The sequence below is a fragment of the Martelella sp. NC20 genome (assembly GCF_013459645.1).
In the GTDB taxonomy this organism is placed as follows: domain Bacteria; phylum Pseudomonadota; class Alphaproteobacteria; order Rhizobiales; family Rhizobiaceae; genus Martelella.
In genome coordinates, this window is the sequence record NZ_CP054861.1 from 2,033,850 (window position 1) to 2,047,395 (window position 13,546).

The 13,546-nt window shown below is 62.6% G+C and carries 11 protein-coding genes and 1 tRNA gene; 6 read left to right on the forward strand and 6 right to left on the reverse strand.

Annotated elements, in window-relative coordinates; genetic code table 11:
• Positions 1-412: 412 nt before the first annotated feature.
• Positions 413-2,737, reverse strand: a complete 2,325-nt coding sequence (locus tag HQ843_RS09790) for an NADP-dependent malic enzyme (RefSeq protein WP_180898482.1) — start codon at positions 2,735-2,737, stop codon at positions 413-415.
• A 247-nt stretch (positions 2,738-2,984) separates the two neighbouring features.
• Here HQ843_RS09790 and HQ843_RS09795 point away from each other — a divergent pair, with 247 nt between their 5' ends.
• Both HQ843_RS09795 and HQ843_RS09800 read left to right on the forward strand, forming a co-directional pair.
• Positions 2,985-3,374 (forward strand): DoxX family protein, encoded by a 390-nt coding sequence (locus HQ843_RS09795; RefSeq protein WP_180898481.1) that lies wholly within the window; start codon positions 2,985-2,987, stop codon positions 3,372-3,374.
• 193 nt (positions 3,375-3,567) lie between these two features.
• Positions 3,568-4,863 (forward strand): alpha/beta fold hydrolase, encoded by a 1,296-nt coding sequence (locus HQ843_RS09800; protein ID WP_180902258.1) that lies wholly within the window; start codon positions 3,568-3,570, stop codon positions 4,861-4,863.
• A 33-nt stretch (positions 4,864-4,896) separates the two neighbouring features.
• Here HQ843_RS09800 and HQ843_RS09805 read toward each other — a convergent pair whose 3' ends face one another.
• Positions 4,897-5,607, reverse strand: a complete 711-nt coding sequence (locus HQ843_RS09805; protein ID WP_180898480.1) for an RlmE family RNA methyltransferase — start codon at positions 5,605-5,607, stop codon at positions 4,897-4,899.
• 10 nt (positions 5,608-5,617) lie between these two features.
• Positions 5,618-7,144, reverse strand: coding sequence for a Ppx/GppA family phosphatase (locus HQ843_RS09810; protein ID WP_180898479.1), 1,527 nt, complete (start codon positions 7,142-7,144; stop codon positions 5,618-5,620).
• A 412-nt stretch (positions 7,145-7,556) separates the two neighbouring features.
• Between HQ843_RS09810 and HQ843_RS09815 the strand changes: the two genes are divergently transcribed.
• Positions 7,557-7,630, forward strand: a tRNA-Gln gene (locus HQ843_RS09815).
• Between the two features lie 150 nt (positions 7,631-7,780).
• Here HQ843_RS09815 and HQ843_RS09820 read toward each other — a convergent pair.
• Positions 7,781-8,032, reverse strand: coding sequence for a hypothetical protein (locus HQ843_RS09820; protein ID WP_180898478.1), 252 nt, complete (start codon positions 8,030-8,032; stop codon positions 7,781-7,783).
• 625 nt (positions 8,033-8,657) lie between these two features.
• Here HQ843_RS09820 and HQ843_RS09825 point away from each other — a divergent pair.
• Complete coding sequence (locus HQ843_RS09825; protein WP_180898477.1) at positions 8,658-9,692, forward strand: cation diffusion facilitator family transporter; 1,035 nt, start codon at positions 8,658-8,660, stop codon at positions 9,690-9,692.
• 42 nt (positions 9,693-9,734) lie between these two features.
• Positions 9,735-10,049, forward strand: coding sequence for an ArsR/SmtB family transcription factor (locus HQ843_RS09830; RefSeq protein ID WP_180898476.1), 315 nt, complete (start codon positions 9,735-9,737; stop codon positions 10,047-10,049).
• Positions 10,050-10,118: 69 nt separating this feature from the next.
• Here HQ843_RS09830 and HQ843_RS09835 read toward each other — a convergent pair whose 3' ends face one another.
• Positions 10,119-10,871, reverse strand: coding sequence for an SDR family oxidoreductase (locus HQ843_RS09835; RefSeq protein ID WP_180898475.1), 753 nt, complete (start codon positions 10,869-10,871; stop codon positions 10,119-10,121).
• A 120-nt stretch (positions 10,872-10,991) separates the two neighbouring features.
• Between HQ843_RS09835 and HQ843_RS09840 the strand changes: the two genes are divergently transcribed.
• Positions 10,992-11,942, forward strand: a complete 951-nt coding sequence (locus HQ843_RS09840; protein WP_246710330.1) for an AraC family transcriptional regulator — start codon at positions 10,992-10,994, stop codon at positions 11,940-11,942.
• Positions 11,943-11,998: 56 nt separating this feature from the next.
• Here the strand turns inward: HQ843_RS09840 and HQ843_RS09845 are convergent, their stop codons facing one another.
• On the reverse strand, positions 11,999-13,495 hold the full coding sequence (locus HQ843_RS09845; RefSeq protein ID WP_180898474.1) for a catalase: 1,497 nt from the start codon (positions 13,493-13,495) through the stop codon (positions 11,999-12,001).
• Positions 13,496-13,546 lie beyond the last annotated feature (51 nt).

Genomic DNA, 13,546 nt, shown 5'->3' on the forward strand with positions numbered 1-13,546 from the left:
CTAAACAGTTTTTCGAATTTCGATCCAAGGATGCAGAGGAGAGTCGGTTACCGTCCGGGGGAGCGTGAACGGTATGACGTCCATGGACTACTCCCTCATGAGTTGACGCAGGAAACCTTTGGAATCGAATATTGTCTATAGTTTGATAGACCTTTTAACATGTGAAAATCAAGTTAAAGTTGTAATTCGGGGCGCGACTTCCCCCGTTTTGGCCGCCATCTGCCCGCGACGGCGGTCTGGAAGGCGAGATGCCGGCTATCCTGCCGCGCCTCGGCGCAACGGGCCGCAAACGGCGCGGGCCGGCACAACGTCGCGCCTCGATCAGGGTCATCGGGCGGTTGTCAGGGGTTGTTGGGGAGGCGGCGGCAAGCAGGCTGGCTGGACAGCCTCTGCTTGCGACCTGCCGTGTTGTCTACTCGGCCGCCCGGCGCTTTTCCGAGGCGGCGACATCCGCCTCGACCACGGCGAGGCTTGCCATGTTGACAATCCCGCGCGAGGTCACCGAGGGCGACATGATGTGGGCAGGCAGGGCGCTGCCCAGCAGGATCGGGCCGACATGAAGCGCATCCAGCATGCTTTGAACCACCGTCATGGTGATATGGGCGGCATCGAGCGAGGGGAAGATCAGCAGATTGGCTTCGCCTGTCAGCGTGCTGTTGGGCATGGCGCGCTCGCGCAGCAATTCGGAGATCGCGGTATCGCCGTGCATTTCGCCGTCGACCTCGAGTTCGGGCATGCGGGACCGGATCAGCGCCAGCGCATCCCGCATCTTTGTCGCACTTTCGGAATCGCGCGAGCCGAAATTGGAGTGGGAGACGAGGGCGGCTTTCGCCGTCATGCCGAAGCGTGCAACGGCGCGGGCGGACTGGATCGTGGTCTCCGCGATCTCTTCCGCGGTCGGGCAATAGGTCACGTGGGTATCGGCGAAGAAGGTCGCGCCGCGGTTGGAAATCAGCAGGCCAAGGCTCGAGAAATCGCGGACATTTTCATGCTTGCCGATGATGCTGCCGATATCGCGCAGATGTTTTTCGAACCGGCCCTCGACCCCGCACAGCAGTGCATCCGCATCGCCGCGCTTGACGGCGAGCGCGCCGATCACCGTGGTGTTGGTGCGGACGATGGTGCGGGCGCGCTCCGGCGTCACGCCCTTGCGCGCCACGAAGGAGAGGTACTCGTCGACATATTCGCGGAACCGCGAATCGCTTTCCGGGTTGATGATTTCGAAATCCTCATGCAGCCGCATGCGCAGGCCGTAGCGTTTCATCCGGGTTTCGAGCACGTTGGGCCGCCCGATCAGGATCGGCTGGGAGATGCCTTCCTCGATCAGCACCTGGGCCGCGCGCATCACGCGTTCATCCTCGCCGTCGGAGAAGATCACCCGCTTGCGTTCGGCGGCCTTGGCGGCGGCGAATACCGGCTTCATCACCAGGCCGGAGCGGAAGGCGAAGCGCGTCAGGTTTTCGTAATAGGCCTGATAGTCCGGGATCGGGCGTTCGGCGACGCCGGTCTCCTCGGCGGCGCGGGCAACGGCCGGGGCGATCCTGAGGATGAGGCGCGGGTCGAAGGGCGAGGGGATCAGGTAGTCCGGCCCGAAGATCAGCGGTTCGCCGTTGGCGGCGTTGCGCGAGGCTTCCCAGACCTCCTCCTTGGCGAGCCCGGCGATGGCGCGCACGGCGGCCATCTTCATTTCCTCGTTGATCGTGCGCGCACCGCAATCCAGCGCGCCGCGGAAGATATAGGGGAAACACAGGACGTTGTTGACCTGGTTCGGAAAATCCGATCGCCCGGTGCAGATCATTGCATCCTCGCGCTCGGCGCGGGCCAGATCCGGCATGATTTCGGGCACGGGATTGGCGAGCGCCATGACCATCGGCCGCGGCGCCATCTGCTTCAGGAGCGATGGCTTCAGCGCGCCGGCGACCGAAAGGCCGAGGAACACGTCCGCGCCCGCAATATGGTCGGCCAGCGCGTGGGCGTCGCTTTGCTGGGCGTAGACCGCTTTCCATTCGTCCATATTGGTCTCGCGGCCGGGATAGACCAGGCCGTCAATGTCGAACACCCAGATATTCTCGCGCCTGGCGCCGAGCGACACCAGAAGGTTGAGGCAGGCGAGGGCGGCGGCGCCCGCGCCGGAGGCCACGATCTTCACATTCTCGAGCGATTTGCCGGCAAGTTCCAGCCCGTTCAGGATCGCGGCGGCAACGATGATGGCGGTGCCGTGCTGGTCGTCGTGGAACACCGGGATCTGCATCTTCTCGCGCAGGATCCGCTCGACCTCGAAACATTCGGGAGCCTTGATGTCCTCGAGGTTGATCCCGCCGAATGTGGGCTCGAGGGCTGCAATGGTGGAGACCATGCCGTCGATCGACGGCGCGTCGATCTCGATATCGAAGACGTCTATCCCCGCGAACTTCTTGAACAGCACGGCCTTGCCTTCCATCACCGGCTTGGAGGCGAGCGGGCCGATATTGCCGAGGCCGAGAACGGCGGTGCCGTTCGATATCACGGCGACCAGATTGGCGCGCGCGGTGTACTGGGCGGCGTCATGCGGATTTTCGTGAATGGCAATGCAGGGCGCGGCGACGCCGGGCGAATAGGCAAGGGCAAGGTCGCGCTGGTTGCCGAGCGGCTTGGTCGCCTGGATCTCCAGTTTGCCGGCGCGCGGATAGCGGTGATAAAAAAGAGCCTGCTGCTGGAGGTCCTCTCCGGCGGGCTTCTTTCCTGTCGGTTCGCTCATTCTCTGGTCTCCTTGCACGGCGAAAAGGCCGGTCCCCGATAAAGTCGGGCGACTATATGAGGGGAGAAAAGGAACTGCAATCCATAGGGCCAGCTTCAGGCGTTTTTGGGTTTTTGCGAATCGATGCAGCCGGCGACGCAGTGTTTACATATCTCCGTCTTTCACAGATCGCTTTTTCGCGTATGTTAGCGCCTTCTGTAACCGCGCCTGCGCGGGCAACGATCTCGCCTTATCACGGAGTTGATTTATGAGTACAAACCGCATGTTGCAGCCGATGGCGCCGATTTTCCTCGCCATTCTCCGCGTCGTGGCCGGCATTCTTTTCTTCGAGCACGGTACCCAAAAGATTCTGCACTTCCCGATCTCGGAAATGCATCCCCCGATGTTTTCGCTGTTTTGGATCGGCGGCATTCTCGAAATCGTCGGCGGCGTGCTGATCGTGCTCGGCCTTTTCACCCGCGTCACGGCCTTCGTGCTGTCCGGCATGATGGCGGTCGCCTATTTCATGTTCCACGCGCCCTCAAGCCTTTATCCGGTCAATAACGGCGGCGATGCGGCGATCCTGTTCTGCTTTGTCTTCCTCTACCTCGTCTTCGCCGGCCCCGGCTCCTTCAGCCTCGACGGCAAGCGCAAATAAGCGCGATACGATCCAGAAGTACGAAAAGCGGGCCAGAGCGCCCGCTTTTTTGTTGTCCTCTCTATATTCTTTGCCGCATTTTCGCGGGCGTCAGGTGATTCCACCTGACTGCGAAATGCTTTGGCCGGGCATGGTTGCCCTTTTGCCTGATCCGCTTTAGGCCTCGGCAGAGATAACAGGAGATCTGCCGATGATGCCGAAGCAATATATCATTCCCGGCATGATGATCCGGGACATGCTGGTGCCGGTGCCGCTCGACTGGTCCCGCCCTCAGGGACCGGTGCTGCAAATCTTCGCGCGCGAGATCGTCGATCCCGTCAAGCGGCGGGACAACCTTCCTGTGCTTGCCTTTTTGCAGGGCGGGCCCGGCGGCAAGTCGCCGCGTCCGGTCGCCGGCGGCCCGCCATGGCTCAAGGCGGCGCTCAAGACCCACAGGGTCGTGCTGATCGACCAGCGCGGAACCGGCCGCAGCAGTCCGATCGACGCGCATGTCATCTCCCGTTTCGAAACCGGGGAGGCGGCTGCGGATTACCTGATGCATTTTCGCGCCGACAGCATCGTCGCCGACTGCGAGCACATCCGCAAACAATTGCTGGGCGAGGTCAAATGGGAAACGCTCGGCCAGAGCTATGGCGGGTTCATCACGCTCACCTATCTGTCGCGCGCGCCGGAAGGGCTTGCCGCCTGCTATGTCACGGGCGGTCTTTCGGGGATTTCCGCCGACGCGGACGAGGTCTACCGCCGCACCTACCCGCGCGTTCTGGCCAAGAACCGGCGCTATTATCAGCGCTATCCCGAGGACGAGCGGCTTGCCGGCCGCATCGCCGACTTCATCGAAAACAATGCGGTTCACCTACCGGACGGCGACCGTTTGAGCGTGCGTCGGCTGCAGACTTTGGGTCTGGGGCTCGGCATGGGTCCCGGTTTCGAGGCGCTTCATTTCCTCCTCGACGAGGCCTTCGCAGACCCCGACGAGACGCGTCTGTCGGATGGTTTCCTGTTCTCCGTCATGGCTCAGACCGGTTTTGACGGCAATCCGCTCTATGCGGTGCTGCAGGAGAGCATCTATGCCCAGGGGCAAGGGGCGACCGCCTTTGCCGCTGAAAGGATGAGGGGCGAGTTTCAGCGCTTCGATCCCGCACTGCGGCCGCTGATGTTCACCGGCGAAATGATCTATCCGTGGATGTTCGAGGAAATCCGGTCGCTGCGCCCGTTCCAAGCCGCCGCCGAGGCGCTCGCGGCAAGGCAGGACAATCCGCCGCTTTATGACGCCACGCGGCTGTTCGCCAATGACGTTCCGGTGGCCGCCGCCGTCTATCACGACGACATGTATGTCGATGCCGGGCTGTCGCAGGAGACGGCGGCCCGTCTTGGCAATTGCCAGGTCTGGATCACCAATGAATATGAACATGACGGTGTGCGGCAGGGCCCTGCAGTGTTCGAAAGGCTGCGGGAGATGGTGATGGCGCGGGGCGGGTCGCACGATTGAGCACGCGTTACGGCACGGGATAGGCAGTGCCTTTCAGGCGTTCCGACCTTTGAATGATTTGGCGAGCACGAACATTTCGACGGATTCGGCGCGCGAGGCCGCGGGCTTGACGTGGATAACCTGACGGAAGTTCTGCTTGAGCATGGTCAGGAGATCATGTTCCGCGCCGCCCTGGAATGTCTTGGCCAGAAAATGCCCGCCTTCGGCAAGCGTTTCCACGGCGAAATGGGCCGCGACCTCGCACAGATACATGGTGCGCAGATGGTCGGTGCGCCGGTGCCCGGTGGTGGGGGCTGCCATATCGGAGATAACGACATCCGGCGGCCCGTCCAGAGCTTCGCGCAAAAGGTCCGGGGCGGTCTCGTCAAGAAAATCCATCTGAAAGAATTTGACGCCCGGAACGCCGTCCATTTCGAGGAAATCGATGGCCGCGACGCGGATATTGGTATCGTTGGAGCCGGTGACCTTGGCGGCGATCTGCGACCAGCTTCCGGGTGCTGCGCCAAGATCGATGATCCGGCGCGCGCCCTTGAGGATCTGATGCTTCTCGTCGATTTCCAGCAGCTTGTAGGCGGCGCGGGCGCGAAAACCCTCGGTTCTGGCGCGTTGCACATAGGGGTCGTTGATGTGGCGCTCCAGCCAGCGGCGCGAAGAGGCCTTCAGCTTCGATTTCTTGACCTTCTGGCCGATTTTGCGGCCTGTTCTGGCCGGCTTGGACGGTGGTTTGGTCACATTCAGTCCCATTCAGTCCCATTCAGTCATTGCTTGAGGCCGCGCCCTGGCGCCGGCTGAAGCCGCCGCGGCGGCGCTGTTTACGCCACACCCCGTCATGCATCATCATATCGGTCAAAAGCCCCTCGCGCAGCCCGCGGTCGGCGACGCGCATGCGCGAGGACGGCCAGCGCCGGCGGATCGCCTCGAGGATGGCGCAGCCGGCGAGCACGAGGTCGGCGCGATCCGGGCCGATACAGGGATTGGCGGCCCGTCCCGCGAAATCCCACGACAGCAGCTTGGCCTGCATGGCCGAAACCTCGTCATCGGTCAACCATATGCCATCGACCTTGCGGCGGTCATAGCGCGGCAGGTCGAGATGGACGCCGGCCAGTGTCGTCACGGTGCCCGATGTGCCGATCAGGTGGAAACCCTCGTCATCCGCGCCGCCGCCGGTGCCCGGACAGTTGAAATCGCCAAGCAGCCGGGTGACTTCCGCCACCATGTTTTCAAAGATTTCCGGCGTCACGTGATGGCCGCCATAGCGCTCGGACAGCGTGACCACGCCGACCGGCAGCGATGTCCAGTGCGAGATGTGGTTGGCAATCCGGTAAGACCGGTTCTCGCCGAGCTTTATCACCGCGATTTCAGAGGAGCCGCCGCCGATGTCGAACAGCACGGCCGAGCGGGTTTCGCGCCCGATCAGCGAGGCGCAACTGGAGACGGCGAGCCGCGCCTCGGTCTCGCGGTTGACGATTTCGAGTTGCAGCCCGGTTTCCTCGCGGACCCGTTTGAGAAACAACGCGCCATTGTCGGCCGAGCGGCAGGCCTCCGTCGCGATCAGCCGCATGCGCCTGACGGAGCGGCCCTTCAGCTTCGCCGCGCACATGGCGAGCGCTTCGATCGCGCGGTCCATCGCGGCGGGCGACAGGCTGCCGGTGGCGGCAAGGCCCTCGCCGAGACGCACGATGCGGGAGAAGCCGTCGACCACGCGAAACTGATGGTGGCGGGTCGGCTGGGCGATCAACAGCCGGCAATTGTTGGTGCCGAGGTCGAGAGCGGCATAGAGGCCGTGGTCGGGCGGCCGCGCGCCGTCCTGTGCCCTCGGCACCTCGCGGACGGGCGGATGAGGCGGAGGCTGTTTTGCGGTGTCGGCGGCCCGGGCGGGTCTGTTCTCGGCGCCGGGGACATGCTTGCAGCCATCGGCGCCGAGCGGTCCTTTGGTATGCGCCCGGCGGCCGCGACGGCGCTTGCGTTTGCGCTGCGGCTTGTCGCCATCATGGGCGGCATGGTTCGGGTTTTCGTCGGGGTTGCCGCCTGGCTTTCGGTCCGAAGACGGCGAACGCGCGGCCTTGCCGCGCATGGCGCGGCCTTCCTTCGCTTCACCGCCATCTGGCGAACGCAGCTGCTCACTGCCGCCTGCGACGACGGCATCATGCGATGCGGGCACTCCGGCAGCGGCCTTGCGGCGACCTTTCCGGGATCGGCGGCGAGCGCGTTTACCCTTGCCGTCATTGTTCAAGCGCGCCCCGCCATCGGACAGCTCAGCGCTGTTTTGGGGGTCTTCCACTTTGCCAATTCCATCGCGCCGCGCAAACCGCTGATTTGGCTCGCTGCAAGGCGCTCTTATGATTTTCAGTTGGCGTGATCATAACAGTGTGAGACCAGAAGGCCAATGCCTTTTCTGCGCAGGCATCGGTCCGGCCCGGAAGCCGGTCCTTCCAGTCCGGCGCAGCGGAGGTCGCGGCCCTTCTGCCGCCCGCCATTGCCGGAGTTTCGGGCCAAAGGCGGGAACCCGGTTTTTCGACAATCCCGATACGGCAAAGCGAAGAGAGAGCATCAGGTGATTCAAACGAGACGCCCGGGGCTCTCGACGGCGTGACCCGGCCGGGTCGCGGAAAATTTTGCGTCTCCCCCTTGGCAAAGCCCGGCCTTTCTGTTTATAAGCCCCCACATCAACGATGCCCTCGGGCGCGTTCTGTTGGGGAATAGGTTAACGGTAGACCCACGGACTCTGACTCCGTTAGTCCTGGTTCGAATCCAGGTTCCCCAGCCAAACAAAATCAATTCATTGAAATCAAAGACAGTTTCATCTGTTTCGCGCGGCAGTGATACCGCAGTGTATCACAACGGCATCAGGCTGCTTCGGTCGAGCCGATGATTGGCCATGTTTTCCGTCAGTGTGGGTCGAAACCGAGCGTCGTTATCAGTCCGATGTGTTCATGGAGGGGCTGTCAGCCGTGCTGATATTCGAACTTTCGCCCCATTGCGGCGCTTCTGTCTCGGCAGGGCTGAGTGTATCGCATGCCAGGAAGAGATGGCTGGCCGTCTCGGCCAGGCCGAGCCGCATGGCGAGCTGGAGAGCGATTTCGATCAAGTCGAGAAGATCGTCTTCCTTCATCATCATTCCTTCAGGGCTGTGATTTTCCTCGCTGCGGGATGTGTCGCGGTTCTTCATGTTGTGCCTCCTCACGCGTTGCCGCGCAGACATTGCCGACGGGAACGCAGGTTTCTACTCCGACTGCTTTGGGCGTCTGGCTTCGTTGACCCCGATACGGCGTGACGGGGCCTCCCGCTTGCCGTGTTGCGGCAGTTTTAGACCGATGCCGGCAGATGTTGAACGAAGTCGCCCCGGCAGATCTATCGGTCTTGCGCTGCCTCCCGCTTCCACGCGTCCGGCGCAGACGCCGCTTCGTTTTCTTGAGAATTCAACGAAGAACCTACTGCGGCGGGTTACACGTAAGTATAAATTGCCATCTATATGCTATTACTAATTCGATATCGCTATTTATACAATATCACTGGTAATTTTAAGAAAATATTTCATGTTGTTTTTGTGGTTCAACTTCGCGCTTCACCAGCAGGTCTTCAGTCTGACGAAGCCGCCACAGCCGTATGTCTTCATGCCAGATCCGCTGAAGCCGGCGATTTCGTTGGGGCGCTTGTTTCGCGACAAGCCCGGTTCTCCAGCCACGTGGTTTTTTCGATGTACCGCGCTTCTTTTTTCCCGGAACGGACCATTCCCGTTGACCGGAAATATGAATAGGTGTTTATATGTTCATATATAAGAACGGAGATCAGACATGTCTGAAGGCGTCAGCAGCGGCGGGCCCGGCAAGGGCGAGGCGCATGAACACGCGCATGATGGCGACCGCCACCATAAACATGACGACGCCCATGGCGATCATGGCGATCATGGCCACAGCCACGGCGACGGCCACCACAGCCATGCGCCGACCGTTTCGCGCAACAATGAACGCGTGGTGCTGATCGGCCTGTGCCTGACCGCGGGTTTCATGGTCGCCGAATTCATCGGCGGGTATCTGTCTGGGTCGCTGGCGCTGATTGCCGATGCTGCGCATATGCTGACGGATACCGCAGCCCTTGGGCTTGCCTGGGCCTCGTTCCGCTTCGGACGCCGGGGCTCGGATGAAAAGCGCACCTTCGGCTATATGCGGTCAGAGGTGCTGGCGGGATTTGTCAATGCGCTCGCGCTGTTCCTGCTGACGATCTGGATTGCCTATGAGGCGGTCGAACGGCTGATGACGCCCGAGCCGGTGCTGGCGGGACCGATGTTCATCGTCGCCGTCCTCGGCCTGTTCGTCAATATCGGCGTCTTCCTGCTGTTGATGCGGGGCGACCGCGACCATGTGACGATCCGCGGCGCGCTGCTGCATGTCATCGGCGATCTGCTCGGCTCCGTCGGCGCGATCACCGCCGCGGTGATCATCTATTACACTGACTGGACCCCGATCGATCCGATCCTGTCGGTGCTGATGTCCGTCCTCATTCTGCGTTCCGCCTGGGCGCTTCTGCGCAGCGCCGCGCAGATCCTGATGGAGGGAACGCCGAGCAATATCGAGATCGAGGAACTGCGCCGCTATGTGCTGAGCGAGGTCGCAGACGTTGCCGACGTCGCCCATGTCCATGTCTGGTCGATCACCTCGGGCCGTCCGGCGGCGACCATGGAAATCAGCCTTGCGGAGAATGGCAATGCCGCAACCGCCGTCGATCGCGTCAAGGCTGTGCTGGAAAGGCGCTACGATATCCGCCATGCGACGATCGAGATCCGATGGGGCGAGCAACCCGCCGACTGCCCGCTCCAGGCGCCGGCATGAGGCTCCCCCGAGAAATGGTGCGATCCGGATAAGTGAAGACCCTTGGACGATAAACAGCCAGAAATCGAAGTTGCCGCCGAAACCTTCAAGCTGCTGGGCGACCCCACGCGTCTCAAGATCCTGGTCGCCTGCCTGAGCGCGCCGATGGCCGTTGGCGATATCGCGCACAAGGTGGAGGCCTCGCCGTCGCTCGTCAGCCACCATCTGCGTCTGTTGCGCGGCGCAAGGCTGGTGCGGCGCACCCGCCAGGCGCGGCAGATGTATTACGAGGCCGCCGACCATCATATCGAACATGTCGTCTCCGACATGATCGCCCATGCGGGCGAGCATGACGGGCTGGACGATCCTGATCCGTAAATGCGTTCAGCTGTTGTAAGAGCTGCCGGGGCAGGCGAGAGCTTCGCGGCCCCGACAATCAACGATGCGCTATGACGCCATGCCCGCCTCGGCATCCGCGCCCGCCGGAATGCGCATCGGCGTTGACGGGTCGGTCGCCGCCCGAAGGACAGCGTTCGCGACGTCCTCCGCATGGGTCACCAGATCCGCCGGGGCCGCGGCCCATTGCCCGAAGACCGCATCGGCAATCTCCTTGTAGGCCTCCGGAACGCTCATGCCGTCGGGTGAAAGCGACGCCGCGTTCCTGCCGAAATCGGTCGAGGGCGCGCGGCCCGGCAGCACGATGCGGACACCGATGTTGAACGGCGCAAGCTCCAGCGCCAGGCATTCGCTGAACGCGTTCACCGCCGCCTTGCTGGCGGTATAAACCGAAAGAAGGCGAAGCGGGCTGAGCGTCACCGTCGAGGTGACATTGACGATCATGCCGGAGCGGCGGGCGCGAAACTGCGGCAGGAGGGCCTGGGTCAGCGCCATCACGCCGATTGTGTTGGTCTCGAACACCTTGCGGATGATGTCGACCGGCGTTCCCTCGAGCGCGTTCAGCCAGCCGACGCCGGCATTGTTGACAAGAATATCGACCGGGCCGGCGGCCTCCACGACGTTGGCAATGCTCGCCGGATCGGTGACGTCGAGAGGCAGCAGTTTCAGATTGTCGGATGCGGGAAACAGGCCTGCGTCCGGGCTTCGCATCGTGGCGATGACCCTGAAGCCGCGATCGAGAAAGGTTTTGGCGGTTTCAAGTCCGAAACCGGAAGAGCAGCCGGTAATGAGGACGGTTTTCATGGGGACTCCTTTGCACGGCTACGGCAGTGCTGTGAACCGAATGGGTGGATATGAAAGCGAGGGGCATGGATGGCCGCGCTGACAATGCCAATATAGACAGCGCGGCCCGGACGCTCCATAATGGATCATCGCGTTAACATCATTGAAAGTCCGGTTTTGACCGATCCTCTCGCCGATATCGTTTCATTTCTGCAGCCGCGCGCGCCCTATTCCAAATGGGTCACCGGCGCCGGCCCGTGGCGCATCCGCCGGGAACAGACCGGCCAGGTGTTCTATGGTCTGGTGCTCGAGGGCGCGATCCGGTTTCAGGCGGATGGTCGCGACGAGGTGGCGCTCGCGCAAGGCGATTTCGTGCTGGTGCCGTCCTCTTTCGGCTTCACCACCACCAGCGCGAACGAGAAGCCGGAAGCCGGGATCGTGACGACGCCGGTTCATCTTGGCAATGGCGCGCTCAGGGTGGGACGGGCGGATGGTCCGGCCGATTGCCAATACCTCGTCGGGCACTGCGTCTTCGGATCGGCCGATGCGGCGTTGCTGGTGTCGCTCCTGCCCGATACCGTCATCGTCCGGCGCGACGAGCGGCTGGCCGCGCTCGCGAGGCTTGTGCGCGACGAAACGCTGTCGAAACGCCCGGCGCGCGACGTCGTGCTCGAACGCTTGCTGGAAGTGCTGTTTATCGAGGCGCTCAGGTCGGCGGCGGCCTCCGACACCGCGCCGGGCCTGCTGCGCGGCCTTGGCGACGCCCGGATCTCCGAGGCGATCCGGGCGATGCATCGCGAGCCCGCGCGCGCGTGGACGGTTGACGAGCTTGCCGATCTCGCCGCCCTGTCGCGCTCGTCCTTCTTCGCCCGTTTCAGCCGCACAATCGGCGTGCCGCCGATGGAATATCTGTTCGGCTGGCGGATGGTTCTGGCGAAGGGCCTTCTGACGGAGGGCCGACTGCCGGTCGCGACCGTTGCCGAACGCGTCGGCTACGGTTCCTCCAGCGCCTTCAGCCTCGCTTTCACCCGCCACACCGGCATGGCGCCAGCGCATTTCGCACGTGCCGCGACGGCGGCGGCCGCAGAATAGCAAAAAGGCCGATGCTGTTGGCGCCGGCCTTTACGAGAGTCCTTTAGAAGCTGGGTCTATTCGGCCGCAGACTGCGTACCGGGCGTCGAGATCGCGTTGGCCTCGTAGCCATGCGCTTGCTTCAGCGCGCGGCGGACGCCGGCTTCGTAGTCGGGATGGACCTGCTTGAACAAGGCAAGCTGGCGCTCGATGATCTCGCCCGGAACGCCGCCCATGGCGGCCGCGACATTGTCGAACAGGCGGGATTTCTGGCCATCATCGAAGAGTTCGAACAGGGCGCGCGGCTGGCCGAAATCGTCATTGCCGTCGCGGTGATTGTAGCGTGCCATCGCGCCTTCGATCGCGAGCGGCGGCTCCATCGCCGACTTGTCCTCGACCGCGCCGCCCATGCTGTTCGGCTCGTAATAGGCATCCGTCGCGCCGGTTTTCTGGCCGAAGAAATTCATCTGGCCATCCTTGTGGTAGTGATGGACCGGACATTTCGGCGCATTGACCGGCAGCGCCTCGTAGTGGGTGCCGAGGCGGTAGCGGTGAGCATCGGCATAGGAGAAGATCCGGGCCTGCAGCATTTTGTCCGGCGAATGCGAGATCCCGGGCACGCTGTTGGAGGGCGAGAACGCGGCCTGCTCGATTTCGGCGAAGTAATTGTCGGCATTGCGGTTCAATTCCATCACGCCGATATCGATCGGCGGATAGTCGCCATGCGGCCAGACCTTGGTGAGGTCGAAGGGGTTGTAGGGCGTCTTACCGGCATCGCTTTCCGGCATGATCTGCACCTGCACCTTCCAGCGCGGATAATTGCCGGTCTCGACCTTGTCGAACAGCGCTTCCTGATAGGTTTCGCGGCTCTTGCCGATCAGCGTCTCGGCCTCTTCGTTGACGTAATGCTTGTGGCCCTGCTCCGTCTTGAAGTGGAACTTGACCCAGAAGCGCTCGCCGGCATCGTTCCAGAGCGAGTAGGTATGCGAGCCGTAGCCGTTCATGAAGGTCGGATCGACCGGAATGCCGCGGTCCGACATCAGGATCGTCACCTGATGCAGGCTTTCCGGCGACAGCGACCAGAAATCCCACATCGCCGTCGGCGATCTGAGATTGGTGCGCGGATGGCGCTTCTGCGTGTGGATGAAGTCCGGAAACTTGTAGGGGTCGCGGACGAAGAACACCGGCGTGTTGTTGCCGACGAGGTCCCAGTTGCCGTCCTCGGTGTAGAATTTCAGCGCGAAGCCGCGCACGTCGCGCTCGGCATCGGCGGCGCCCATTTCGCCGGCAACCGTGGAGAACCGGGCGAGCATCGGGGTTTCCGCGCCCGGCTGGAGACACTTGGCCCGGGTGTATTTCGAGATGTCGCCGGTGATCTTCAGCGTCCCGAAGGCGCCCCAGCCCTTGGCGTGGACCACGCGCTCGGGAATGCGCTCGCGGTTCTGGTGGGCGAGCTTTTCGAGGAGCTGGTAATCCTGGATCATCACCCCGCCATGCGGGCCGGCGGTGATCGAGTTCTGGTTGTCCGGCACGGCGGTGCCGGCTGTCGTCGTCAGGGTCGGTTTATCAGCCATGGTTTCCTCCATTGTGGGTGAGCACGATGATCTCACGAAGTAACGATAGTT

Coding starts and splice junctions, on each gene's coding strand:
- HQ843_RS09840 (WP_246710330.1), top strand. CDS start 10,992: ATGGATCATCGCGTTAACATCATTGAAAGTCCGGTTTTGACCGATCCT.
- HQ843_RS09805 (WP_180898480.1), bottom strand. CDS start 5,607: ATGGGACTGAATGTGACCAAACCACCGTCCAAGCCGGCCAGAACAGGC.
- HQ843_RS09835 (WP_180898475.1), bottom strand. CDS start 10,871: ATGAAAACCGTCCTCATTACCGGCTGCTCTTCCGGTTTCGGACTTGAA.
- HQ843_RS09790 (WP_180898482.1), bottom strand. CDS start 2,737: ATGAGCGAACCGACAGGAAAGAAGCCCGCCGGAGAGGACCTCCAGCAG.
- HQ843_RS09800 (WP_180902258.1), top strand. CDS start 3,568: ATGCCGAAGCAATATATCATTCCCGGCATGATGATCCGGGACATGCTG.
- HQ843_RS09820 (WP_180898478.1), bottom strand. CDS start 8,032: ATGAAGAACCGCGACACATCCCGCAGCGAGGAAAATCACAGCCCTGAA.
- HQ843_RS09825 (WP_180898477.1), top strand. CDS start 8,658: ATGTCTGAAGGCGTCAGCAGCGGCGGGCCCGGCAAGGGCGAGGCGCAT.
- HQ843_RS09845 (WP_180898474.1), bottom strand. CDS start 13,495: ATGGCTGATAAACCGACCCTGACGACGACAGCCGGCACCGCCGTGCCG.
- HQ843_RS09795 (WP_180898481.1), top strand. CDS start 2,985: ATGAGTACAAACCGCATGTTGCAGCCGATGGCGCCGATTTTCCTCGCC.